This window comes from Christiangramia sp. LLG6405-1, assembly GCF_045055805.1.
GTDB lineage: Bacteria > Bacteroidota > Bacteroidia > Flavobacteriales > Flavobacteriaceae > Christiangramia.
This window is the reverse complement of the sequence record NZ_CP159330.1, coordinates 1,657,665-1,680,776: the sequence shown is the minus strand read 5'-3', so window position 1 is coordinate 1,680,776 and position 23,112 is coordinate 1,657,665. Positions and strand designations below refer to the sequence as shown.

Below are 23,112 nucleotides of genomic sequence, written 5' to 3'. Positions count from 1 at the left end.
ATTTTTCATATTTTTGCGCAAGATCTAATACAGAATGAATAAAATTTATAAAGCTTTTTTAATCCTGTTTTTGAGCAGCCTCGCTGTATCGTGTAGTAAGGATTCTGATAATGATTCCGAAGAAGGAAATAATAGAGCGGCTAACTTAAAAGTTACCGGTTCATCTGCTTCAGATCTATTAAGTGATACCGAATTTACTTCAATGAATATTGAAATCGTCTATGCTGAAGGATACAGACCAGAGACTGATGCAATCGATGCCTTTAGAAGTTTCCTGGAAAGCAGGGTTTATAAACCCGATGGAATTACCATCAATTTACGCTCTGTTGCAAGTTCCGGACTCACTCCTTTCGATGAAGATGATTTAAGAACGGTAGAAACCAATACACGAACGGTTTATACGGTAGGCGATGAAATTGGAGTCTGGATCTATTTTGCCGCTGGTAAGAAGATCAATGACTCCGAAACTAAGATCACTCTCGGCACGGCATTCAGAAATACTTCGATCATACTCTACGGAGAAACTATCAAAAACTTTGCAAACAAGTTCAACGCTCCCAGCAAAGCAATTATAGAAGCCGCTACTTTGAATCATGAATTTGGACATTTATTTGGTTTGGTCAATCTGGGCGTGGAACCAGTAACAGATCATGAAGACCCGAATAATACTGCACACTGTATTACCGATAAATGCTTAATGAAGGCCAGTATTGAATTTGGTAGCGGGGTCATCAACACTATAGACAATAATAATCTTCCTCAGTTAGATGATGCCTGTATTCTGGACTTACAATCTGCGGGTGGAAAATAAAAAAACCCGGCGATCGCCAGGTTTTTTATATTAATTTATAATAGCTATTCCACTATTGAAATACGTCTGGATCCAGGTAATCTGGAGTTCCGTCGTTATCTGAGTCGGTTAAGATCAAGGTTCCATCCTCTGTAATTTCAATTTCATCTCTTGTTGGAGTACCATCACCATCATCATCTGGATCTGATAAGTTTGGAAGTCCGTCCTCATCTGTATCATCTGTAGTCACATCATTATCTCCATCCAGATCTTCCATAAATGAAGGAATACCGTCATTATCGTGATCTGCCTGGTTTACCACATAACTACTAATTTGAAAAACAAGCGGTGAGTAAACCGGTATGGTCTCAGGTGAATTAAAGTAATAGGCCAGTCCTGAAGGCATGAAAATAGCACCAATTCCGTAGTCATTATTCCATTCTACAGAATTATCTGCATTTACTTCAAATCCACTAGCTGCACCAAACTCAGTTAAGCCAGCCTGAAATCCTTTGATAACTCCGCCAAGAGGTGTTACACGGTTATCAACGATCCCAAAATATGGTGAAAGATTGAACCAAACAGGGTTTCTTAAATTAGAGTCGAAAACAGTCCCTGTAAGAAGTTCTCCTTCATAAGTAACAAAGGTAGAATCTGCAAAGGTAGGTTTCGCTCCAGCACCTTCACGTACTCGTAGTACATATAGATTCTGGTCTACACCTTCGTGATTAACGGTTTTCGTTATTAATTTATCTGAATTGATAATTGGCTCTTTGTCTGCATTTTCGCCAGCAATTGTATCGAATACGATTTGATAGTTGAAATCTTCAGAAGGACTTTCGAAGTCTTCGTAGTTATAAAAGTGCGTTGAAAGGTAGTCTAAAAGTGCCTGGTCGTCTTCGACCGCAACCTCTGTACGGTCACGAACTTCAACCTGGGCCAGACCGCCATCATCATCATTATTACATGCAAATGCAAGAAAAGCCGTAAGACCAACCAGCATCAATTTGTTTATTCTCATCAGAATTTTATTTTGGAGCCGCAAGATACAATAATCTTGTATTTTTGTTCAATATTGAACGGCGATTTGAAGGTATAAGTATGAGAGTTGATAAGTTTTTGTGGTGCGTACGCTATTTTAAGACCCGAAGTCTGGCAACAACTGCTTGCAAGCAAGGAAAGGTAAGATTGAACGATGAGATCCAGAAACCAAGTAAAGAGGTATTTCCCGGTGATAAACTGAGAGTTCGTAAAAATCAAATTAATTATGAGCTAGAGATCCTCGATCTTCCTAAAAGTCGTGTTGGGGCGAAACTTGTGAATATATATGTTCATGACATCACCCCGAAAGAAGCCTTTGAGAAACTGGATCTTTTAAAATACTCAAAGGACTATTACCGCAAGAAAGGTACTGGTCGCCCTACTAAGAAAGACCGTCGTGATATTGATGACTGGTTTGAGAATACAGATGACGGTTTAGACGAAAAGAAGGATGATGGTTTAGAGAAGAAAAAAGATGACTAAAGATTATTGGAACGATAGATATAAAAATAATCAAACCGGATGGGATCTTGGCGCTGTTTCGCCTCCAATTAAGGAATTTGCAGATGATATTGAGAATAAAGAGCTAAACATCTTGATTCCCGGTGCCGGCAATGCTTATGAAGCTGAATATCTTTTTAAAAGTGGTTTCAAAAATGTCTTTCTCTGTGATATTGCTGAAATTCCATTAAACTCATTTTCACTACGCAATCCTGAATTTCCGGAGCAACAAATGCTGCACCAGGATTTTTTTGAAATTGAAAAGTCCTTCGATCTTATCCTGGAACAAACCTTTTTCTGCGCATTACCGGTTACTAAACGAAATGCATACGCTCAAAAAACCAGTGAACTTCTAAGATCTGGAGGAGTACTGGCAGGTTTATTATTCGATTTTGAATTAAAGGAAGATGGCCCACCTTATGGCGGCAGTCATGAAGAATATTTAACTTATTTTAGTCCTTATTATCATATTGAAATTCTGGAGAAAGCATACAATTCCATAAAACCTCGTTTAGGGAATGAACTATTCTTCAAATTCCGAAAAAAGTAATTTATGAAAGCCAAGCATTCAATTCTCAACCAGGATGAGATCAAGCATAAAATCAGGAGAATAGCATACCAGATCTATGAGAGTAATGTGGATGAGAAGGAGATCATTATCGCAGGAATAGCCAATAATGGATATATTTTAGCTCAGAAACTGGAAAAAGAACTTCAGGAAATTTCACCTTTAAAAACTACTTTGGGCAAAGTGGTGATTAACAAAAAAGCACCATTGGATCCTATAAGTGTTTCCTTGAAGCCCGAAGAATATCAAAACAAATCTTTGATCCTGGTAGACGATGTATTGAATTCAGGTTCCACCCTTATTTACGGAGTACGATACTTTCTGGACGTTCCAATTAAAAATTTTAAGACCGCCGTGCTTGTGGACCGGAATCATAAACGCTACCCGGTGAAAGCCGATTTTAAAGGTCTATCTCTTTCGACTTCTCTAAGCGAAACGGTAAAAGTTATTTTTGAAAAGGATCATGAGCGTGTAGAGTTATCTTAAAGTCTCCACTAATTCCCGTGTGATTTCAGAGGGATCTTTATCATTACAATCTAATATTTTATCACTTTGATTGTAATAAAAGCCTCTTTCGAACAAATGCTTTCTGATAAACTCTTCCAGTAGCTCTTCGGTTTCCAAATGACTTATCATTGGCCTGTCTGCCTTTTCGTGTTGCAATCTCTCCAATAAAGTTTGAATGTTCAGCTTAAGATAAATAGATCGTACCGAATCTGCATTTTTTATAAGCTCCATGTTGTCACCATAACACGGCGTGCCACCGCCAAGTGAAACTACCGCGTCCTCATTAAGGTTAATTAATTTCTCCAGCATCTTTCGTTCAGCTTTTCTGAAGAAAATTTCTCCCTTTCTCGCAAAGATTTCAGAGATCGCCATGTCGTACTCATTTTCGATCTCTTGGTCAAGATCATAAAATTTGTAGTTTAATTCTTCAGAAAGCAGTTTTCCAACGGTGGATTTACCGCTTCCCATGTATCCAATCAAAAAAATTTTCATCTGTAAATCACTTAAAATGAGCAAAAGGCAAAACTATGGTAAAATTATAGCAATTATGTCTTGAAAAATAAATTAATGCATGTATATTTGCACCCGCATTCGCAAAAAGACGGATGCTTTTTAATGATCTGGTAGCTCAGTTGGTAGAGCATCTCCCTTTTAAGGAGAGGGTCCTGGGTTCGAGCCCCAGCCAGATCACAAATAAGTTCCTATTTTATTGTTCAAGATCTGGTAGCTCAGTTGGTAGAGCATCTCCCTTTTAAGGAGAGGGTCCTGGGTTCGAGCCCCAGCCAGATCACTATTTGCTCGCTCCGATTTTTTATCGGAACTTGTTGACCAGCCTTATGGAAGCTTTCCATAAACTCACACCCGAGTGCTGGAATTGGTAGACAGGCATGGTTGAGGGCCATGTGTCCATTAGGGCGTGCGGGTTCAAGTCCCGCCTCGGGTACTACTTTCCAGGAAATATACAATTAGCCGCTAAGGCTTTTTTTTATATCCCATCTTAATTTTGTTTAATGTAAATTATGTTTAATTAAACATTTTAACTTTTCTCTATTACTTTCACCTTAATAATTGTTTAGATTTGTTTAATAGCTTAAAAGAAGTATGGAACACATCAAACAAAATTTTAGCATTAAGGATCTGGAGCATCTAAGTGGAATTAAAGCTCACACTATTAGGATTTGGGAAAAGAGATATAATATTCTTAATCCTGAAAGAACAGATACTAATATTCGTACCTACGATGGTGAAGACCTGCAGAAGCTGCTCAATATTTCTTTTTTGAACATTCATGGATACAAGATTTCACGTATCTCGAAAATGAAAGAAGATGAAGTTCATGCGCTTGTTAGGCGAATTTCAGCATCTTCAAGTGTTGAGAACAGAGCAAAGAATGCTTTCAAGCTCGCAATGATGAATTTTGATGACAGGTTGTTTCAGAAGACTTACAATGATCTGGTCTCGAAATTGTCATTTAGAGATGTTTTTTACGATGTTTTTATCCCGTTGCTTGAAGAGATTGGGCTGCTGTGGCAAACTGATACCATCAAACCTATTCATGAGCACTATATTATTGAACTTATTAAACAAAAGATCTATATCAATATCGCCGAACTAAAATCTAACGGCGAGGAAGAGAATAACGACAAATTGTATGTTCTTTTTCTTCCCTATAATGAAATCCATGATATCGGTATTTTGTATCTTAATTATGAGCTTTTAAACGCAGGTAAAAATGTTATTTATGTCGGCCCGAGTTTGCCATTGGATAATATGGATTACCTGATGAAAATCCATAATGACCCGGTATTCGTAAGTTATCTTACCATCTCTCCTGTAAATACGGATGTTTCAGAATTTGTAAATGATTTCCAGGAAAAGTTATGTCAGGATAAACCGAGAGAATTCTTATTGTTTGGACAAAGAACGAAAGAAATTGACCTGTCCACTCTACCTGAAAACATCACAGTACAGACATCAATTAAAGATTTTATAAATAGTCTCTAAAATTCCCTAATGCCAAAAAAGATAAATATTATAGGATCCGGCTTTTCATCTCTTGCAGCTTCCTGCTACCTGGCTCAGGCCGGTTACGAGGTAGAAGTATTCGAGAAGAATGATACCGTAGGTGGTAGAGCCCGTCAATTGAAACGTGATGGTTTTACTTTTGATATTGGTCCAACCTGGTACTGGATGCCAGATGTTTTTGAACGTTTCTTTTCTGACTTCGGAAAATCCGCTTCAGATTATTTTCAACTGAACAGATTAGATCCAGCTTACGAAGTCTACTTTGGAAAAGATGACTCCGTAATAATTCCGGGTAGCCTGGAAGAGATCTATGAGACTTTTGAAGAAGTCGAAAAGGGAAGCTCAGAAAAACTGAAGAAATTCATAAAAAAAGCCCGTGACAATTATGATATAGCCATTAAAGATTTGGTTTATCGTCCTGGAGTTTCTCCAATGGAACTTGTAACAACTGCAACCGCAACAAGACTGGGCCGCTTTTTTACAAATATTAGTGGAGATGTTCGAAAAGAGTTTTCTAATGAGAAACTAAGACAGATTCTCGAATTTCCAGTGTTATTCCTGGGAGCAAAACCTAGTGATACTCCAGCTTTTTATAGTTTTATGAATTATGCCGACTTTGGATTAGGCACCTGGCATCCTCATGGAGGGATGTACAAAGTTATTGAAGGTATTACTGAGCTCGCAGAGTCCTTAGGCGTTAAGTTTCACCTGAATGCTAATGTCGAGGCCATAACTACTGAAGATCGTGCAGCAAAAGCGCTAAAAATAGACGGGAAACTTTATCCTGCAGATATCATCCTTTCGGGAGCAGATTATCATCATACAGAAACCTTGCTTCCAGAGTTTGATAGACAGTATTCTGAAAAATACTGGAAGAAGAAAACATTTGCACCCTCTTCCCTACTCTTTTATGTTGGCTTCGACAAGAAGCTGAAAAATGTATCTCACCACACTTTATTCTTTGACAGCAGTTTTAAAGATCATGCGAAAGCTATCTATGATGACGCGGCCTGGCCTGAAGATCCACTCTTCTATGCCAGCTTCCCATCAAAAACTGATGATACCGTAGCACCTGAAGGCAAGGAAGCAGGAATATTCTTAATTCCGCTTGCACCAGACCTTGAAGATACCGATGAGATTAGGGAACGTTATTTTAATATGATAATTGAACGTTTTCAGGCGCTTACAGGGCAGGAAATAAAAGGAAATATTATATTTAAGGAATCCTTTTGTGTAAAGGACTTCAAGGAAGCTTATAATTCCTATAAAGGGAATGCCTATGGAATGGCAAATACACTTTTCCAGACAGCATTCTTAAGACCCAAAATTAGAAGTAAAAAGGTGGAAAAATTATATTTTACTGGGCAGTTAACCGTTCCCGGACCAGGTGTGCCGCCATCCCTTATATCTGGGAAACTTGCAGCTGGATTGATACAACAAAATGAACAAAACTAATTTATGAAAGCGATTTTTGATACGGTATCCCGGTCCTGTAGCAAAACTGTTACCAATAGCTACAGTACTTCTTTTAGTCTGGCCACTAAGATGCTGGCCCCCTCTATAAGGCAGGATATTTATAATATTTATGGATTTGTAAGATTTGCAGATGAGATCGTGGATAGCTTTCATGATTATGACAAGGAACTATTATTTAAAGATTTTGAAGCCGATCTATACAAGGCGCTGGATCAAAGAATTTCTCTTAATCCTATTCTGAATGCTTTTCAGGAAACAGTTCACCGGTACGAAATAGAACCTCAACTTTACAAGGCTTTTATGGATAGTATGCGACTGGATCTTCATAAGTCTGAATATCTGAGCATGGAAGAATACCGCCAATATATCTATGGTAGCGCAGATGTTGTTGGTCTTATGTGTTTGAAAGTCTTCGTAAAAGGTGATCAGGCGAAGTACGAGGAATTAAAATCATCGGCAATGAGTCTTGGTTCTGCTTTTCAAAAGGTGAACTTCCTGCGGGATCTAAAAGCAGATTATGAAGATCTTAGCAGATCCTACTTCCCAAATGTGGACCTTTCGGAATTAGACGAAGTAAATAAACAACAGATCGTTGCTGAAATTGAAGAAGACTTCAGTAAAGGTTTAAGCGGGATCGCTCATCTTCCGGTTGAAGCTAAGTTTGGTGTGTATACTGCTTATATATATTACAGAAAATTACTTCAGAAACTTAAAAACGTCCCATCTTTGGAGATTAAAAATTGCCGGGTTCGAGTTCCGAATTATCAAAAAGCAGGACTACTGGCAAAATCTTATATTTCATATAGACTGAATTTAATTTAATTGATGATGATGCAAGTGATATTATGGCTTTTAGTATTTTTTGGAACCTTTATGATAATGGAGGGAATGGCGTGGTTCACGCACAAATATGTGATGCACGGTTTCTTATGGAAATTGCATAAGGATCACCATCACAAAGATCATAGTAGCTGGTGGGAACGAAACGATCTTTTTTTCGTTTTTTATGCCCTTGTAAGTATTGGGTGTTTCTTGCTCTGGAGGTATGAAGATGTATGGTTTGGACTTCCTATTGGACTTGGGATTCTCGCTTATGGGATCACTTATTTTACAGTGCACGATATTTTTATACATCAAAGGTTTAAGATCTTTAGAAATGCGAATAATAAATATGCAAAAGGTATAAGACGAGCACATAAAATGCACCATAAACATCTTGGAAAGGATGACGGCGAATGCTTCGGAATGCTATTCGTACCTTTCAAATATTTCAGAAAATAAAATCTACCCCTAAATGATCACGCCAGACTATTACTACATCATCGTTGGCGGTGGACTGGCTGGGTTACAGCTTGCTCTAGAAATCAGGAAGGACATTTTCTTTAAAGGAAAGAAAATCGCGATTATTGATCCTTCGCTCAAATCTGAAAACGACAAAACCTGGTGCTTCTGGGAAGAAGGTTCAGGTAAATGGGACGAGCTTATTCAGAAGGAATGGCAGCAAGGATTATTTATAGCAGATTCTGTAGAGAAAAAACTGGATTTTGCTCCTTATTCCTATAAGATGCTAAGATCCATCGACTTTTATCGATATGCGAAAGGTGAATTAAATAAGGATCCTGACACATACTTCATTCAGGATGAGATTAGTAAGATCGATGAAGTTACACGCACGGCATTAGGAAAGAAAGATTCCTACACCGCTACTCATTTTTTTGATAGCAGGCCACCACATGCTTATAAAGATGATTCTGGTAGCGCCAAAATCTATCAGCACTTTAAAGGAATATATATTGAAACTCAGGAAGCTCAATTTGACCCTGACCGCTTTACAATGATGGATTATCGGGGCAAATACAAGAACAGCACTTGTTTTACTTATGTCCTACCAGTATCTCCTAAAAACGCTCTTATAGAGTTTACCTTTTTTACTCCTTTCCTAACCGAAGAAAAAGTATATGATGAGCAACTGGAAAAATATATTCGGGAAGTTCTAAAAATTGATAATTACAGCATCACTGAAAGTGAGACGGGCATAATTCCAATGACCGACTACCCTTTCCATAAACACAATTCTAAACATATTACGAAGATAGGGACGGCTGGCGGTTGGGTAAAGGCATCTTCAGGATATTCATTTAAGAGTACTGAACGAAAAGTAAGCAAGCTACTGGCAAATATTAAAAGTGGTAAAATGCCGGCGCAAGGTCTGTTCAGCAAGAAATTTCAGCGATATGATGCAATATTTCTGGATGTTCTGGAAAAACGGAATGATCTTGGCGAATCATTATTCACTAAATTCTACACTAAAAACAGTATCCAGCATATCTTTAAGTTTCTGGATGAAGAAACCACATTTTCCGAAGAGATCAAGATCATGCAGAGCATGTTTCATCCTCAGTTCTTAAAATCTTTTTTCAATAAATTATAACTACTCTTGCAGCAATTTATCAAGAGTGCTTCGAAAGCTGTCCGAATTCCAGTCGGCAGAACCAACCTTGTCAATAACGATGTTTCCAGATTTTGAGATCACGTAGGTAGTTGGCAACGTTTTACCCAGCATTGGTTCCGGAGCTTTTGTGCGCATCTTATAGGAAGGTAAGGTAAAGCGTTTACGCTTCATATAATTATCAGTGGTTTGATGTTGTTCTCCGGAAACAAATACAAAACGCACCTTTTCACCATATTCCTCATAGACTTCCTGGAAGCTTGGCATTTCTGCAATACATGGCGGACACCAGGTTGCCCAAAAATTGACTACGATAACTTCATTTTCAAATTCAGAAAATTCTATTCTTTTACCTCTCTTATCTTCCAGTATCCAATCATAACTTGCTAGTTTTTCCTGATTCTCTTCATCATTAACAGAAGGTGCAAAGGAAATAAGTTTGTTCACAAAGATCTGAACCGGCTTCCTGGTTTGAGGAATCACCATCACCAGAATTATCACGATGATGATAATATTTGACCACTGATTTTTGAATAATTTCATAGCATTGCTTAAGTCCTGCAAAGAACGGAAAAATTACAATTTTGGACAGCGATCATTTTAAATCAATTTAGATAGAAGCTGTAAATTCTAACCTAAAAATCATTTGATTATTGATTTAATCCCAATACAAATATTCTAAAATTAAAAAAACCTCAGGATCACTCCTGAGGTTTTTTAGAATTATATAATTAATCACTTAAGCTGCGTTCTCCTTTTTAATAAGGTTTAATGCAGATCCATGCTTATACCACTCTATCTGAGGCAGGTTATAAGTATGATTAGCTTTAATGGTATCCTTACTTCCATCTGCATGTACGATCTCTATGGTAAGAGGCGTATCGGGTGCAAAGTTTTCAAGATCTATAAAGTTAAAAGTATCATCTTCCTGAATTAGATCGTAATCACTTTCATTGGCGAAAGTAAGACCTAACATTCCCTGCTTCTTAAGGTTTGTCTCATGGATACGAGCAAAAGACTTCACCAATACCACCTTAACACCTAAATGTCTCGGCTCCATAGCTGCATGCTCTCTTGAAGAACCTTCACCGTAGTTATGATCTCCTACTACAACCGTTGGAATTCCTGCTTTTTTGTATTCTCTCTGTACTGCCGGTACACCATCGTACTCACCAGTAAGCTGATTCTTAACAAAATTAGTCTTCTCGTTGTAAGCATTAATAGCTCCAATAAGACAGTTATTAGAAATATTATCTAAATGTCCTCTATATCTCAACCATGGTCCTGCCATAGAAATATGGTCGGTAGTACATTTACCCCATGCTTTGATCAATAATTTAGCGCCAGTAAGATTTTTACCATCCCAAGGCTCGAAAGGTGTAAGTAATTGAAGTCTTTCACTATCTTCTGCCACTTTAACTTCTACACTGCTTCCATCTTCATTTGGAGCAACATATCCAGCATCCTCAACAGCAAATCCTTTAGTAGGAAGTTCAATTCCCTGAGGTTCGTCCAGCATTACTTCTTCACCATCCTCGTTCATTAACTTATCGCGGGTTGGATCGAAATCCAGTCTACCTGAAATTGCAATTGCTGCAACCATTTCAGGAGAACCTACAAAGGCGTGTGTGTTAGGGTTTCCATCTGCACGTTTAGAGAAGTTACGGTTAAAAGAATGAACAATCGTGTTCTTCTCTTCACCTTTTCTATCTGAACGATCCCATTGACCAATACATGGTCCACAGGCATTGGTAAAGATTGTAGCATCAAGATCTTCAAAGATCTGAAGTAATCCATCTCTTTCCGCAGTAAATCTAATTTGTTCAGATCCCGGGTTAATTCCGAAGTCAGACTTAGCTTTTACTTTTTTATCCACCGCTTGTTTCGCGATAGAAGCTGCTCTGGTCAAATCTTCATAAGAAGAGTTCGTACAGGAACCAATCAGACCCCAATCAACGTTAATTGGCCAGTCATGCTCCTTGGCTTTCGCTCCCATTTCAGAAATAGGAGTTGCAAGATCTGGAGTAAAAGGTCCGTTTAAGTGAGGCTTTAATTCATCTAAATTGATCTCGATCAATTCATCAAAATACTGCTCTGGATTTGCGTAAACTTCATCATCACCAGTTAAGTGCTCACGAACTTCATTAGCTGCATCTGCAACATCTGCACGGTTTGTAGCTCTCAGGTAACGTTCCATAGAGTCATCGTAACCAAAAGTAGAAGTAGTCGCTCCAACTTCAGCACCCATATTACAGATAGTACCTTTACCTGTACAGGAAAGGTTACGCGCACCTTCACCAAAATATTCTATGATTGCTCCGGTACCACCTTTTACAGTAAGAATACCTGCAACTTTTAAGATCACATCTTTAGAAGAAGTCCATCCAGAAAGTTTTCCGGTTAACTTCACTCCAATAAGTTTAGGAAATTTAAGCTCCCACGGCATTCCAGCCATTACATCTACAGCATCTGCTCCACCTACTCCAATAGCAACCATTCCTAATCCACCGGCGTTTACCGTGTGAGAATCGGTTCCAATCATCATTCCACCTGGAAATGCATAGTTTTCTAGAACAACCTGGTGAATAATACCTGCACCTGGTTTCCAGAATCCAATTCCGTATTTGTTTGATACTGATTCCAGAAAATCAAAAACCTCACTACTACTTTTGTTTGCAGATTGCAAATCTATCGCAGCTCCCATTTTCGCCTGGATAAGGTGATCACAATGTACAGTTGTAGGAACAGCTACCTGCTTCTTACCTGCCTGCATAAATTGCAATAATGCCATTTGCGCGGTCGCATCCTGACAAGCAATTCTATCCGGAGAAAATTCTACATAATCCTTACCTCTTTGGAATGCTTCTTTAGCACTCCCATCCCATAAGTGAGAATAAAGGATCTTTTCTGAAAGCGTCAAAGGTTTACCAACAACTTCACGTGCTGTATTCACACGTTCAGCCATGTGGCTATACACCTTCTTAATCATATCAATATCGTATGCCATATTCTGTTTTGTTTTTATTCTAAAAAAGTCTTGCAAAAATAGGAAATTTAGACCGATTTTAAAAATAAGGAGCAATAGTCAGAAATCGCTGTAAATTATTTCTGAAATTGTAATTTTTACGATAGAAAATTCAATAAAAATGAATTTTAGCTTAGATTTCTCAGAATTCGATAATTCTTGAAGTCTATATCGAATATCTGGCCGGTTCGCGGAGTGTCTTTTGTCTTCGGAATAAATAAACTACAGGAGCCATAAAAGCGATAAAAAACATGGACAGGATCCAGAATGTTTTGTCACGTAGCTTATTCAGAATCATATCCAGGAGAACGGTAATCCAGAATCCAAATAAAAATACAGAGGATATAAATTTCAGAATAAATGCTGAAGATTCATCCAGTCCTGCGATGTTAGCAAGAAACTTATTACCAAAAGCGAGATAGAAAAGTATGGAAAAGAGAATTTTATAGCGCTCTATAAAATTGATCACTAGAATAAATTTTTGATGATTTGTTCTGCAGAAATACCTTCAGCTTCTGCCTTGTAATTCCTGATGATTCGATGCCTTAAAATTCCAATGGCAACCGCCTGAACATTTTCAATATCTGGAGAGAATTTACCCTGTACTGCGGCATGAGTTTTAGCAGCCAGAATTAAATTCTGAGAAGCTCTTGGTCCCGCTCCCCAATCTATATAATTCTGAACAAAATCTGAAGCTTCTTTCCCTGGTCTGGTTTTTCCTACCAGTCTCACAGCGTATTCTATAACATTATCCGGTACCGGGATACGCCGAATCACTTGTTGAATTTCAGATATTTCTGAAGCATTAAATAATGGATTCACTGTTTTCTGAACATCTGTGGTCGTAGATTTCACGACATCCACTTCTTCCTGAAAACTTGGATATTCAAGATTTATTGCAAACATAAACCTGTCCAGCTGGGCTTCAGGCAAAGGATAGGTTCCCTCCTGCTCTATCGGGTTCTGCGTAGCAAGAACAAAATAGGGTTTATCAAGCTTATAGTGATGACCGGCTACCGTCACAGCTCGTTCCTGCATGGCTTCAAGTAAAGCTGCCTGAGTTTTTGGCGGAGTACGGTTGATCTCGTCTGCCAGTAAAATATTGGTAAAAACCGGACCCTTTATGAATTTGAATTTGCGATTTTCATCCAGGATTTCTGATCCTAGAATATCGCTAGGCATAAGATCTGGGGTAAATTGTATTCTTTTGAAATCCAGACCAAGCGCTTTAGCGATGGTATTGACCATCAACGTTTTTGCAAGGCCTGGAACTCCGATCAATAATGAGTGTCCCCCTGAAAATATAGAAAGTAAAACCTGCTGCACAACCTCATCCTGACCAACGATCACTTTCGCGATCTCTGTTCTTAGTTCGGCGTGTTTCTTTACCAGGTTTTCTATCAGGGCAACGTCAGACATTCATTATTGTTTTAACCAGTCGTTAGCGTAATCGCAATCACGATACTTTCCGTTTACTTTAATATAAGTATCTGCGATCTTCTCTTTTTGCCACTTCTCGATAACTTCAAGCTGCTTATCTCTTAGCGCAAGTTCCTTGATCTTGAGGTAATCTGTTGCATAATCTGCTTCGTGCTCCTCAATTTTCTTAGTAACCTTGATGATCTTGAATTGTGGTCTTCCTGTTCTGTCCTGTTGTGTAAGAACCAGGGAAACTTCACCTTCATCTAAAGATTCCACCTGCTCAAATAATTTAGGATCGATCTTGGTTAGTTCAAATCTGGTATCACCAGTTCTTGGATTGATCAATTTTCCACCTTCAGTTTTAGTTTCTTCCTCATCTGAAGCTTCTCGAGCAGCTGCCGCAAACTTTAAGTCTCCTTTTACGATCTTACTTCTTAAAGTATCAATTTCAGCTTTCGCTGCCTGCACAGATGCATTCGTTACATCTGGAATCAACAATATATGTCTAAGTTCTACGGTTTGACCACGAATCTTGTCGATCTGGATGATATGGTAACCAAATTCAGTTTCAAAAGGTTCACTAACCTCACCTTCCTGAAGACTAAAGGCTACATCCTTAAATTCTTTTACAAAGGCATCTTTTCTGGTAAGTGTAATTCTACCTCCATCTGGAGCAGTTCCTGGATCCTGGGAATATAAAACTGCCTTGGTAGAAAAACTTGAACCGTTCTCTTCAATATCAGCTTTAAAACCTTTCAATCGATCTATCACCTTCTGACTTTCTTCCTGAGGAATTTCAGGTTCGATCACGATTTGAGAAAGTTCAATTTCAGTACCAAACATAGGTTTTTCATCCATTTGCACATAGTACTGTCTTACTTCTTCCGGAGTAACTTCCAGATCCTGAATAATCTTTTCCTGCATTTGCTGCGCCAGCTGTCTTTGCTTGGTAAGTGTAAAGATCTCATCCCTTAATTCGGCTTCGCTATCCTTTTTGTAGAATTCAAGCACTTTCTCCATAGAACCAGCTTGTTGCTGAAGTCCCTGAATTTGTTGATCAACGATTCCATTTATCTGGTTGTCGTTAATAATGATACTATCCTGTATCGCATGATGTGCATATAATTTGTTCTCCATTAGAGAACCTGCAAGTTTACAATCATTCACCTCTGCCGTGGTCATTCCCTGTGACTGCATATCCTTGTACATCAGGTCGATATCACTTTCAAGAATGATATATTCTCCAACTACTGCAGCTATTCCATCAACCTTCATTCGCTGTTTCCCCTGCATTTCGTTTTCCACCTTCTTCACCTCAGCATCTGGCTGGATCGACGTACTATCTGTTACGATCACTTCCTGTGAAAATCCAAGAGCCGTGAACATCATGCACACTCCCGAAAATAGCGGTTTAATTGTAGATTTCAAATTCATTATTTTTAATTGCATCTTTAGTAATATCCTTTTCTAATTCTTTAATAAGCGACTGCTTTCTCTTATTCAGCAAGATCTCGCGAATGGTTGCTGAAGCATAATCTAAAGGAGCCTGTTCATTTCTTGCCAGCACATCGTTCACATAAACAAGGTACACATTTAATGAATCCTTTAACTCCAGGAAATTTGATTTTCGCAATAGCTTCGACCGATCCTCTACAGAAAGCGGACCAATTTTATCATAAACAGATTTTGTTTTAACCCAAACAGAATCGTTCATGCTGTAATTTTTAAACTGAATCGCCATATTGCTTAATGCTTCCTGATCTTCAGCGTCAAAGCGGCGAAATTTAGTTCGTATTTCATCAAGGTTGTTCGTATTCTTCGGAAGATTAATATACCTGAGTTTTACAAGGTCCTCATTCAGAATAAAATTTTCCCCATTCTTCTCATAATAAGCTTCGATCTCGTTCTTGTTGAGGGAGGTATCAAGATCCCGGGTGACAATGGCATCTGTATAAGCATTGGTATACAACTCATTCTTATAGTTCTCCACCAGGGCATTGAATTCTGCCTGTTGCTCTCCTGGTAAATTGAGCTTAGCCCTATCGATCAACAATTGCTGAGTCGCCCAGCGAGTCACGTAATTACCAACGATAATCGAACTGTCTTCAGGAGAAGTATCTTCATCAATAAGAGACTGTATATCTTCCTCGTATAAATAAGAATCATTGACTCTTACTACCTGTACCCTATTATCGGTTTGCTGAAAATACTCACAACTGCCAAAAAGCAAGGAGCACAATCCAAGGTAAAACCAATAAAAACGTCTATTCAAAATCAATCGTTTAAGCACCTCTATTATTAAGCTGAAATCACCTTCAGCTCTTACTAAACTTACTATCCGCGCAAAAATAACAATTACTTGAGGTTCTGCAAGCTAAAGGCATAACGATTAAGCAACCTAAGAAATTATAAATTCTGAAAGATTTTTATTTCCGTAGTATCTTTAGACTGAAGCTAAAGCAACAAAATATGAAATACGAACAGAAAATTGTAATAAACAAACCTCTTGACGAGGTCATAGAAAAATTTTCAGATCCAGATAGTCTTAAGCACTGGCAGGAAGGTTTTATTTTTATGAAACCCATTAATGGCGTACTTGGAGAAAATGGCTCTCAGAATCTTCTGAAGTTCAAGATGAATGGTCGTGAGATAGAAATGACCGAGACCATACTTGCCAACGAACTTCCTCTAAAATATGAAGCTACTTATATTGCTAAAGGAGTATTTAACCAACAGGCCAATTACTTCGAGGAGATAGAACCCGGAAAAACGCTGTGGCGTACGCATAATGAATTCAGTTTCTCAGGATTCATGAAGGCTATTGGAATGCTGATGCCCGGCGCATTCAAAAAACAATCAAAACAATTCATGACAGATTTCAAAGCTTTTGCTGAAGAAGGTAAAAGTGTGCTCGATAATTAATTAATTTTCTGAAGGATAGCTGATATTTACCTCAGCCTGTTATATTTGCGGAAAAATATTTAGAATGAAACGATTAAGTATTGCCATTTTAATGCTATTTGTAGTAGTTTCTGCAAACGCACAATCAAAAATTGGAACTATTGATGCAGAATATATTCTGGCACAAATGCCTGAAAATGCTGAAGTAAATAAATCTCTGGAAGTTTACAACGAAGAGCTTCAGGGCGACCTTAAGAACACTATTGGAAAATACGAAACAGCGGTAAAGGAATACCAGGAAACCAATGTAGGTCTTACCGATGATGTTAAAAAAGAAAAGGAAAACGAGATCATTGGAATGGAGAATGAGATCAAAGGCTTCAGACAGAAAGCATCTGTAATGCTTCAAATGAAAAGAAGTGAACTAACCGGTCCGCTTTATGCAAAGATCGATACAGCAATGAAAGAAGTAATCCAGGAAGAAGGTTACACTCAGATTTTTCATTCTGGTTCTGGCGGACTTGCATTTTCAAGAGAACAGGATGATATCACGCTTAAAGTGATGGAAAAAATGGGTATAGAAGTAAAACCTGAAACTATGCAACAGGCTGCTGGATCTACTACCACAGAAAACTAGAAACTCCAGATATTTCAAACAAAAAAGCCCTGCAATTTGCAGGGCTTTTTTTTATTTCAATTTCTTTGATTATCTACTGTAATTAGGAGATTCTTTTGTGATCGTTACATCATGAGGATGACTTTCGTGAACTCCGGCAGCTGTAATTCTAACAAACTTTCCAGTTTCCTTCAAGGTCTCAACATCTTTTGCACCGCAATAACCCATTCCGGCTTTAAGCCCGCCAATAAACTGGTGAATACTTTCTTCCAGGTCTCCTTTATAAGGAACTCTTCCAACAATTCCTTCGGGTACAAGTTTCTTAATATCATCTTCCACATCCTGGAAGTATCGATCTTTCGAACCTTTTTCCATAGCCTCTACAGATCCCATTCCACGGTAAGACTTGAATTTACGACCTTCGTATATGATCGTTTCACCCGGTGATTCCTTAGTTCCTGCTAGCAGTGAACCAAGCATCACACAATCTGCACCTGCAGCGATCGCTTTTGGAATATCTCCGGTATAACGAATTCCTCCATCGGCAATTACCGGTACGCCAGAACCTTTGATTGCTGCGGCAACCTCCAGCACTGCTGAAAATTGTGGAAAACCAACTCCTGCCACAACTCGCGTTGTACAAATAGAACCTGGTCCAATCCCTACTTTTACAGCATCTGCACCTGCGTCTACCAAATATTTAGCAGCTTCTCCGGTAGCGATATTTCCAACAACTACATCAAGATCTGGAAATTTCTTCTTTACTTCTTTAAGCACCTGTACCACACCTTTAGTGTGACCATGAGCGGTATCTATAATGATTGCGTCCACACCTGCATTTACTAAAGCTTCAGCGCGGTCCACTGCATCTCCGGTAACACCCACTGCTGCGGCTACGCGAAGTCTTCCGTAGGTATCTTTGTTCGCCATTGGCTTTTGGGTAAGCTTGGTTATATCACGAAAAGTGATCAAACCAACCAGTTTATCCTCAGCATTTACAACCGGAAGTTTTTCAATTTTATTTTCCTGTAAAATAACTTCTGCCTCTTCAAGTGAAGTCCCTTCTGAAACCGTTACCAGGTTTTCTGAGGTCATTACTTCCTGTATAGGTCTTCCTGTATTTTTTTCGAATCTTAGGTCACGATTGGTTACAATCCCAATAAGTTTCCCGGCATCATCTACAATTGGAATTCCTCCAATGCTATGTTCCTTCATGGAATCTTTAGCATCTCCAACCTTGGCTGTAATAGGCAAGGTAACCGGATCTATAATCATCCCGCTTTCTGCACGCTTTACCTTTCTAACTTTCAAGGCCTGCTGCTCGATCGTCATGTTCTTGTGAAGTACGCCAATTCCACCTTCTCTAGCCATAGCGATTGCCATTCTGGATTCGGTTACGGTATCCATCGCTGCGGAAACGATAGGAACGTTAATTGGAATATTGCGTGTAAATTTTGACTGAATGCTTACTTCTCTTGGGAGAACTTCAGAGTACGCCGGTACTAAAAGTACATCGTCATAAGTTAGTCCGTCACCTAGAATTTTGGAATCGTGTGCGATCATTGCAATTAGAGATTTAATTGCATGCAAAGATATGGTTTATATGTGACAATCAATGAAGTATTCCACTTAACAAAACATAAATCTCCTATTAGAAATAGAAAAACGCGAAGGTTCACACCTTTATCTAATTATATGGCTTACAGGTATTTAAATTCATTCTTAATGAATAGCGCGTTATCTTTAATTTAAAATGAATCGATTATGAGTATTAGACTAGGAAACAGCTGCACCAATTGCGACAATTTTCAGAATAACTTTTGCACTAAACATGAGACCGCAGTAAATGTTCAACATACCTGCGACAGTTTCGATATGAAAGCGGCTATTAAAAATGAGAAGAACTGCCTTAATTGCGCAAGATATGAAAGTCCGACCTGTGCGAATCCTCAAAAAGCAGCACCAGGAATGTTATGCAGCCACTGGGCACCGCAAGCTACTGCGTGATCTATAATTTTATCTGCAGACTTGAATACCAGGTAAGCGGCTGTGCGGGAATAATCCCTGGCCCGGGATATCCTGTGGCTCTACGTGTAAAATAACTATTGTCTAAAAGGTTATTGATCCCGGCTTCCAACTTGAATTTACCAAGTGTATAGCTGGCAGATACATCCATAATTCCATAAGATGGAATGGAACCTCGAATTCCGTTAATCCTGTCATCCACATCTTGCGGAGCATTTGTAGCGTCTGAGAACTGTTCAGACAGATAGGTATATTGAAGACCTGCGAGGAAGTTTTTATAACCAAAATTAAGACCGGTTTTCAAGTTTACCTTCGGAATAAATTCAACTTCATTTCCTTCTACGTTGATCTCATTAGAATCCACATATTCAGAGCTGGTAAAGGCAGCATTCACAAAATAGTTTAGTTTATGATCTTCTGAAGTTTCAAAAAAAGTATTCTTCAGATCCCAATCTGCGAATGTTTCCAGACCGTATATAAATGCATCACCAATATTGGATTTATATCGGTAATAATCTGTAGCTGTAGCGACATCCACAACCCCTATCCTATCATTATATCTTAATCCAAAAACGCTTACGTCGTAAGAAACCTTATCGGCCAGTCTACCGCGCACACCAATATCTGCAGTGAAACCTTCTTCATCGGTAATTTCAGGATCTATAACCAGATTGGGATTTACAACCCTAATATCATTGAAGGTTACAGACCTGTAATTCTGGGAAAAATTTGCGTAGAGTTCGTTCTTAGGATTCAGGGAATAACTGGACCCAACACCAAGTAAAACAAAAGAACGCTCGAAATCACGACTATCTTCTACAGTTTCATTCTGAAGTGGATTTCCTGCCAGATCCAGAATAATATTTTTGTAAGACCCTTCAGAAGCGGTGTTTATATATTCAAATCTAAAGCCGGGTGTAACCGATAATCTTTCAGAAATATTAAAAATGTTCTCGCCAAAAATAGCAAGGTTCTTATTAGGGAAGTTAAACTCAGCCTGTCTCGCGTAATCTGGATAAGTTGCATCAGCAAATGAGAAATCGGGACCGGTCGCGTTAGAGCCAGGTCCTTGTCTCTGGTCATTATTGGCATCGTAATACTTTGCACCAACTAGAAAAACCGACTGATCATTAAGCAGGTCATACCTTGTTAACAACCTCGTTTCGATTCCCCAATTTGAAAAATTGTCTACCAGCAATTCTCTTGGCGCATCCAGATCATCTACTTGGGAAACTCTATCTACTCTAAATCCCAGCGCTTTTCTCGTCGCATCCAGCCCGAAGAAATTAACGCTAACATCTGTTCTATCTGTAAGTTTGTGTTGCAGTTTGAAGGCAAAAAGATTCCAGTTAACATCGAACCAGTTTCTCTCCCGATTGCTAAAATCCGGATCCTCATAGAATTGAAAATCTGAAAGTCCTCCCGGTTGTTGTGCTAGGTAATCCAGGTAAGTATACTCAAAACTGATATTGGTGCGATCACTAAGCTGGTAACCCAAATGAGCGAATACATTCCTGGAATCGTAGCCAGAGTTTGGACGGAAACCTTCCCCGCCTTTATAATGAAAATAAGCGTAGTAACTCAATTTCCCTACGGTCCCACTAAGGCTGTTGAAACTGGTAAAAAGATCGTACGAACCTACACTCTGTCTGGAAATTAGCTCTATTTTTTTATCCTTTACCGGTTCTTTGAATTTGAAGTTGATCATCCCGCCAAACTGTGTCCCGTATTGTAAAGAGGCGGCTCCACGAACCACCTGAATCTCCTTAAGAGCTTCTGCCGGAGGTGTGTAGTAGCTTTCAGGATATCCTAAAACATCTGCTGAAATGTCGTATCCATTCTGCCTGGTATTAAAATTCTGGGTTCGGTTGGGATCAAGCCCGCGACCTCCAATATTTAATTGCAAACCTGCATCGCCATTATCATAAATGTTTAGTCCTACCACCTGATTGTAGATCTGTCTGGCATTATTCGCCGCCAGGTTTCCTACTGTTTTATCAAGCAGAACCACTTCACTTTTCTTACCTGCATAAATTGCAGTTCCTTCTACCTTACGCAGTTTTCTTAGCGCGAATATCTCTTCCCTTCGATTAGTGATCATGACTTCACTAAGGTTATTGGAAAGTTTTGAAAGCTCAAAATTCACTCGGGTATCAGCATTTATAAAAATCTCTTTATCTGCGATCGCATATTCAAAATTGAAAACTGCAAATTCGTAATTACCCTCCTGAAGATTCTCTATTCTGAAAACCCCATCTTCATTGGTAAGTACCATTTCTGAAACTGTTTTGTTCCATACTTCAGCATTAGCAATAGGAGAGCCGTCTTCAACTGAAGTAACCGTCCCACTAACCGTGAATTGGGCCTGAGCCAGTGAAGTAAACAAGAATATGATACTAAAGACCTTTAATTTCATCCTGAAATGGTAATATGAATTCTTTGTGTTCAAACGAGTCGGCAAAATTAAGCAAATTTACATCAGGATCGATGTAAGGAGCACTCTTTCTGCCGTTAAGCGCCACGTAGTTCTCTACGTAAATCTCTATATTCTTATGACCATCTTTGCTGAAATGATCTTCAAGAAATTTCGCGTATTGCAAAATAAAATCTGGTTGGAAGGACATCTGTTTTTCCTGAAAAGGAGTCAGAAAATCTGAATTATTAACGTAAAAACGATTTCCGGTTTCAGCATCTACTATCTTAAACTGAGCGTAACCAGCTTTTTCCATGAGCATCACCCGCCAGCTAAATCTAAAACCTTCTTCAGTCCAGAATAATTCTCCCGGGTATGCGAGATATCTCCATGGCAGTAAAAGCTGAATTGTAAAGAATATTACTACGACAGTTCTCACGATCTTGCCCGTAATTTCTGGAAACTGGTATACTTCAGAAGTATCGAATCTTGATTTATTGATCTTAAATATTTCAGCAATAAACTTCAGGATCCTGTGGTGAAGCTTCGGACTAAAAAATATCAATGCGCTTACGATCATGATGTAAGGAAACATTCCGATAGGGAAAAGTACACGGGTGAGTACATGAAAAATGATCACCATGATAAAAGCAGCAAATCGTGTACGACGCCACAGTAGTAAAAATGGAATAAAGAGATCATACAACATCCCGCTCCAACTAAAGGCATAATGCAACCATTCCTGCTGCATGATATCACCCAGCCATGGCAGATCATATTTGGAGGGTAGCCAGATTTTTAAAGGCATGGCTCTCAACAACCAATCTGAATTTAGTTTTGCCAATCCCGCATAGAAATATACGATCGCTAGAAGCAGTTTTAAAGAATCCACGCACCAGGCCGGTACTTTTTGAAATGATTTCTTTTTATCTCTCCAGGCATCTATTGAAAAATAGACATTCGCGGGTAGAAATATCATCAAAAAGCTCAGGATGCTAATAAAGTAATAATGGTTCAAATAAGTTGTCTTATCCATAAGCTCGATATAAGTGAAACTCAGGAAAAACACGATGATAGAAATTCGGTATTTAAAACCGGCTGCGACGGCCAGGGCAGAAAGCCCACAGATGATAAAAATAAAATAGGTATACTCACCTATTGGCTGTACCCATTCAAATCCATAATAAGAGAAGAAAAATTTCGGAGTGATATAGAGTTTCTCGATCCAGCCGTTGGCCCAGAAACGCACGATACTGGCAAACATCATCAAACCAAAAAATAAACGAAAAGCCGCCAAAGGGGCAGCTTCCGTATACTTTTTTAGATATTTATTTGCAGATAACAGCATTCAGA

Annotated in this window: 23 protein-coding genes and 3 tRNA genes; 15 read left to right on the top strand and 11 right to left on the bottom strand. The window is 38.7% G+C overall.

Annotation, left to right across the window (positions count from 1 at the left end; genetic code table 11):
* The first annotated feature begins 34 nt into the window (after nt 1-34).
* The gene (locus ABVM50_RS07795; protein WP_405200663.1) at nt 35-811 is read left to right on the top strand and encodes a hypothetical protein; all 777 of its coding nucleotides are present in this window, start codon (nt 35-37) and stop codon (nt 809-811) included.
* Nucleotides 812-863: 52 nt separating this feature from the next.
* Here the strand turns inward: ABVM50_RS07795 and ABVM50_RS07790 are convergent, their stop codons facing one another.
* Nucleotides 864-1,811 (bottom strand): FKBP-type peptidyl-prolyl cis-trans isomerase, encoded by a 948-nt coding sequence (locus tag ABVM50_RS07790; RefSeq protein ID WP_405200662.1) that lies wholly within the window; start codon nt 1,809-1,811, stop codon nt 864-866.
* 80 nt (nt 1,812-1,891) lie between these two features.
* On the opposite strand from ABVM50_RS07790, the gene ABVM50_RS07785 reads away from it, so the two are divergent.
* The 3 genes from ABVM50_RS07785 to ABVM50_RS07775 are packed head-to-tail and all read left to right on the top strand — an operon-like array spanning nt 1,892 to nt 3,386.
* Nucleotides 1,892-2,314 carry an RNA-binding S4 domain-containing protein gene (locus ABVM50_RS07785; RefSeq protein WP_405200661.1) on the top strand — a complete coding sequence of 141 codons (423 nt, stop codon included), beginning with the start codon at nt 1,892-1,894 and terminating at the stop codon, nt 2,312-2,314.
* A complete protein-coding gene (locus ABVM50_RS07780) occupies nt 2,307-2,882 on the top strand; it encodes a methyltransferase domain-containing protein (protein ID WP_405200660.1) in 576 nt (191 codons plus the stop codon). The genes ABVM50_RS07785 and ABVM50_RS07780 overlap by 8 nt, the downstream gene beginning before the upstream one ends.
* Before the next feature lie 3 nt (nt 2,883-2,885).
* Nucleotides 2,886-3,386, top strand: coding sequence for a phosphoribosyltransferase family protein (locus tag ABVM50_RS07775; protein WP_405200659.1), 501 nt, complete (start codon nt 2,886-2,888; stop codon nt 3,384-3,386).
* On the opposite strand, the gene ABVM50_RS07770 is transcribed toward ABVM50_RS07775, so the two are convergent.
* A complete protein-coding gene (locus ABVM50_RS07770; RefSeq protein WP_405200658.1) occupies nt 3,378-3,899 on the bottom strand; it encodes a shikimate kinase in 522 nt (173 codons plus the stop codon). The two genes, ABVM50_RS07775 and ABVM50_RS07770, sit on opposite strands and share 9 nt — an antisense overlap.
* A 125-nt stretch (nt 3,900-4,024) precedes the next feature.
* Between ABVM50_RS07770 and ABVM50_RS07765 the strand changes: the two genes are divergently transcribed.
* The 8 genes from ABVM50_RS07765 (at nt 4,025) to ABVM50_RS07730 (ending at nt 9,339) form a co-directional block, all read left to right on the top strand.
* Nucleotides 4,025-4,097 (top strand) — tRNA-Lys (locus tag ABVM50_RS07765).
* A 27-nt stretch (nt 4,098-4,124) separates the two neighbouring features.
* Nucleotides 4,125-4,197: transfer RNA gene (locus ABVM50_RS07760), tRNA-Lys, on the top strand.
* A gap of 69 nt (nt 4,198-4,266) precedes the next feature.
* Nucleotides 4,267-4,350, top strand: a tRNA-Leu gene (locus tag ABVM50_RS07755).
* A gap of 158 nt (nt 4,351-4,508) precedes the next feature.
* Nucleotides 4,509-5,411, top strand: a complete 903-nt coding sequence (locus ABVM50_RS07750; protein ID WP_405200657.1) for a MerR family transcriptional regulator — start codon at nt 4,509-4,511, stop codon at nt 5,409-5,411.
* A gap of 9 nt (nt 5,412-5,420) precedes the next feature.
* Complete coding sequence (locus ABVM50_RS07745) at nt 5,421-6,887, top strand: phytoene desaturase family protein (protein WP_405200656.1); 1,467 nt, start codon at nt 5,421-5,423, stop codon at nt 6,885-6,887.
* Nucleotides 6,888-6,890: 3 nt separating this feature from the next.
* Nucleotides 6,891-7,730: a phytoene/squalene synthase family protein gene (locus tag ABVM50_RS07740; protein ID WP_405200655.1), complete on the top strand. Its 840-nt coding sequence runs from the start codon at nt 6,891-6,893 to the stop codon at nt 7,728-7,730.
* Between the two features lie 9 nt (nt 7,731-7,739).
* Nucleotides 7,740-8,189: a sterol desaturase family protein gene (locus ABVM50_RS07735; RefSeq protein WP_322302778.1), complete on the top strand. Its 450-nt coding sequence runs from the start codon at nt 7,740-7,742 to the stop codon at nt 8,187-8,189.
* Nucleotides 8,190-8,202: 13 nt separating this feature from the next.
* Nucleotides 8,203-9,339: a lycopene cyclase family protein gene (locus ABVM50_RS07730; protein WP_405200654.1), complete on the top strand. Its 1,137-nt coding sequence runs from the start codon at nt 8,203-8,205 to the stop codon at nt 9,337-9,339.
* On the opposite strand, the gene ABVM50_RS07725 is transcribed toward ABVM50_RS07730, so the two are convergent.
* From ABVM50_RS07725 to ABVM50_RS07700, 6 genes are all read right to left on the bottom strand, one after another.
* Nucleotides 9,340-9,900: a TlpA family protein disulfide reductase gene (locus ABVM50_RS07725; RefSeq protein WP_405200653.1), complete on the bottom strand. Its 561-nt coding sequence runs from the start codon at nt 9,898-9,900 to the stop codon at nt 9,340-9,342.
* Nucleotides 9,901-10,096: 196 nt separating this feature from the next.
* Nucleotides 10,097-12,364, bottom strand: coding sequence for an aconitate hydratase (locus ABVM50_RS07720; protein WP_405200652.1), 2,268 nt, complete (start codon nt 12,362-12,364; stop codon nt 10,097-10,099).
* 184 nt (nt 12,365-12,548) lie between these two features.
* The gene (locus tag ABVM50_RS07715) at nt 12,549-12,851 is read right to left on the bottom strand and encodes a hypothetical protein (protein WP_405200651.1); all 303 of its coding nucleotides are present in this window, start codon (nt 12,849-12,851) and stop codon (nt 12,549-12,551) included.
* A complete protein-coding gene (locus tag ABVM50_RS07710; protein ID WP_405200650.1) occupies nt 12,851-13,801 on the bottom strand; it encodes an AAA family ATPase in 951 nt (316 codons plus the stop codon). The genes ABVM50_RS07715 and ABVM50_RS07710 overlap by 1 nt, the downstream gene beginning before the upstream one ends.
* A gap of 3 nt (nt 13,802-13,804) precedes the next feature.
* Complete coding sequence (locus tag ABVM50_RS07705) at nt 13,805-15,253, bottom strand: peptidylprolyl isomerase (protein ID WP_405200649.1); 1,449 nt, start codon at nt 15,251-15,253, stop codon at nt 13,805-13,807.
* Nucleotides 15,216-16,076: a peptidyl-prolyl cis-trans isomerase gene (locus ABVM50_RS07700; RefSeq protein WP_405200648.1), complete on the bottom strand. Its 861-nt coding sequence runs from the start codon at nt 16,074-16,076 to the stop codon at nt 15,216-15,218. Before ABVM50_RS07700 ends, ABVM50_RS07705 begins: the two co-directional genes overlap by 38 nt.
* Before the next feature lie 197 nt (nt 16,077-16,273).
* On the opposite strand from ABVM50_RS07700, the gene ABVM50_RS07695 reads away from it, so the two are divergent.
* Nucleotides 16,274-16,726 carry an SRPBCC family protein gene (locus ABVM50_RS07695; RefSeq protein ID WP_405200647.1) on the top strand — a complete coding sequence of 151 codons (453 nt, stop codon included), beginning with the start codon at nt 16,274-16,276 and terminating at the stop codon, nt 16,724-16,726.
* Nucleotides 16,727-16,790: 64 nt separating this feature from the next.
* Nucleotides 16,791-17,342 (top strand): OmpH family outer membrane protein, encoded by a 552-nt coding sequence (locus ABVM50_RS07690; protein ID WP_405200646.1) that lies wholly within the window; start codon nt 16,791-16,793, stop codon nt 17,340-17,342.
* A gap of 69 nt (nt 17,343-17,411) precedes the next feature.
* Here the strand turns inward: ABVM50_RS07690 and guaB are convergent, their stop codons facing one another.
* Nucleotides 17,412-18,884: an IMP dehydrogenase gene (gene guaB, locus ABVM50_RS07685; protein WP_405200645.1), complete on the bottom strand. Its 1,473-nt coding sequence runs from the start codon at nt 18,882-18,884 to the stop codon at nt 17,412-17,414.
* Between the two features lie 201 nt (nt 18,885-19,085).
* On the opposite strand from guaB, the gene ABVM50_RS07680 reads away from it, so the two are divergent.
* Nucleotides 19,086-19,328: a hypothetical protein gene (locus ABVM50_RS07680; RefSeq protein WP_405200644.1), complete on the top strand. Its 243-nt coding sequence runs from the start codon at nt 19,086-19,088 to the stop codon at nt 19,326-19,328.
* Nucleotide 19,329: 1 nt separating this feature from the next.
* Here ABVM50_RS07680 and ABVM50_RS07675 read toward each other — a convergent pair whose 3' ends face one another.
* Together ABVM50_RS07675 and ABVM50_RS07670 are read right to left on the bottom strand one after the other, a co-directional pair.
* A complete protein-coding gene (locus ABVM50_RS07675; RefSeq protein WP_405200643.1) occupies nt 19,330-21,762 on the bottom strand; it encodes a TonB-dependent receptor domain-containing protein in 2,433 nt (810 codons plus the stop codon).
* A complete protein-coding gene (locus ABVM50_RS07670; protein WP_405200642.1) occupies nt 21,743-23,107 on the bottom strand; it encodes an HTTM domain-containing protein in 1,365 nt (454 codons plus the stop codon). Before ABVM50_RS07670 ends, ABVM50_RS07675 begins: the two co-directional genes overlap by 20 nt.
* Between the last annotated feature and the right edge of the window lie 5 nt (nt 23,108-23,112).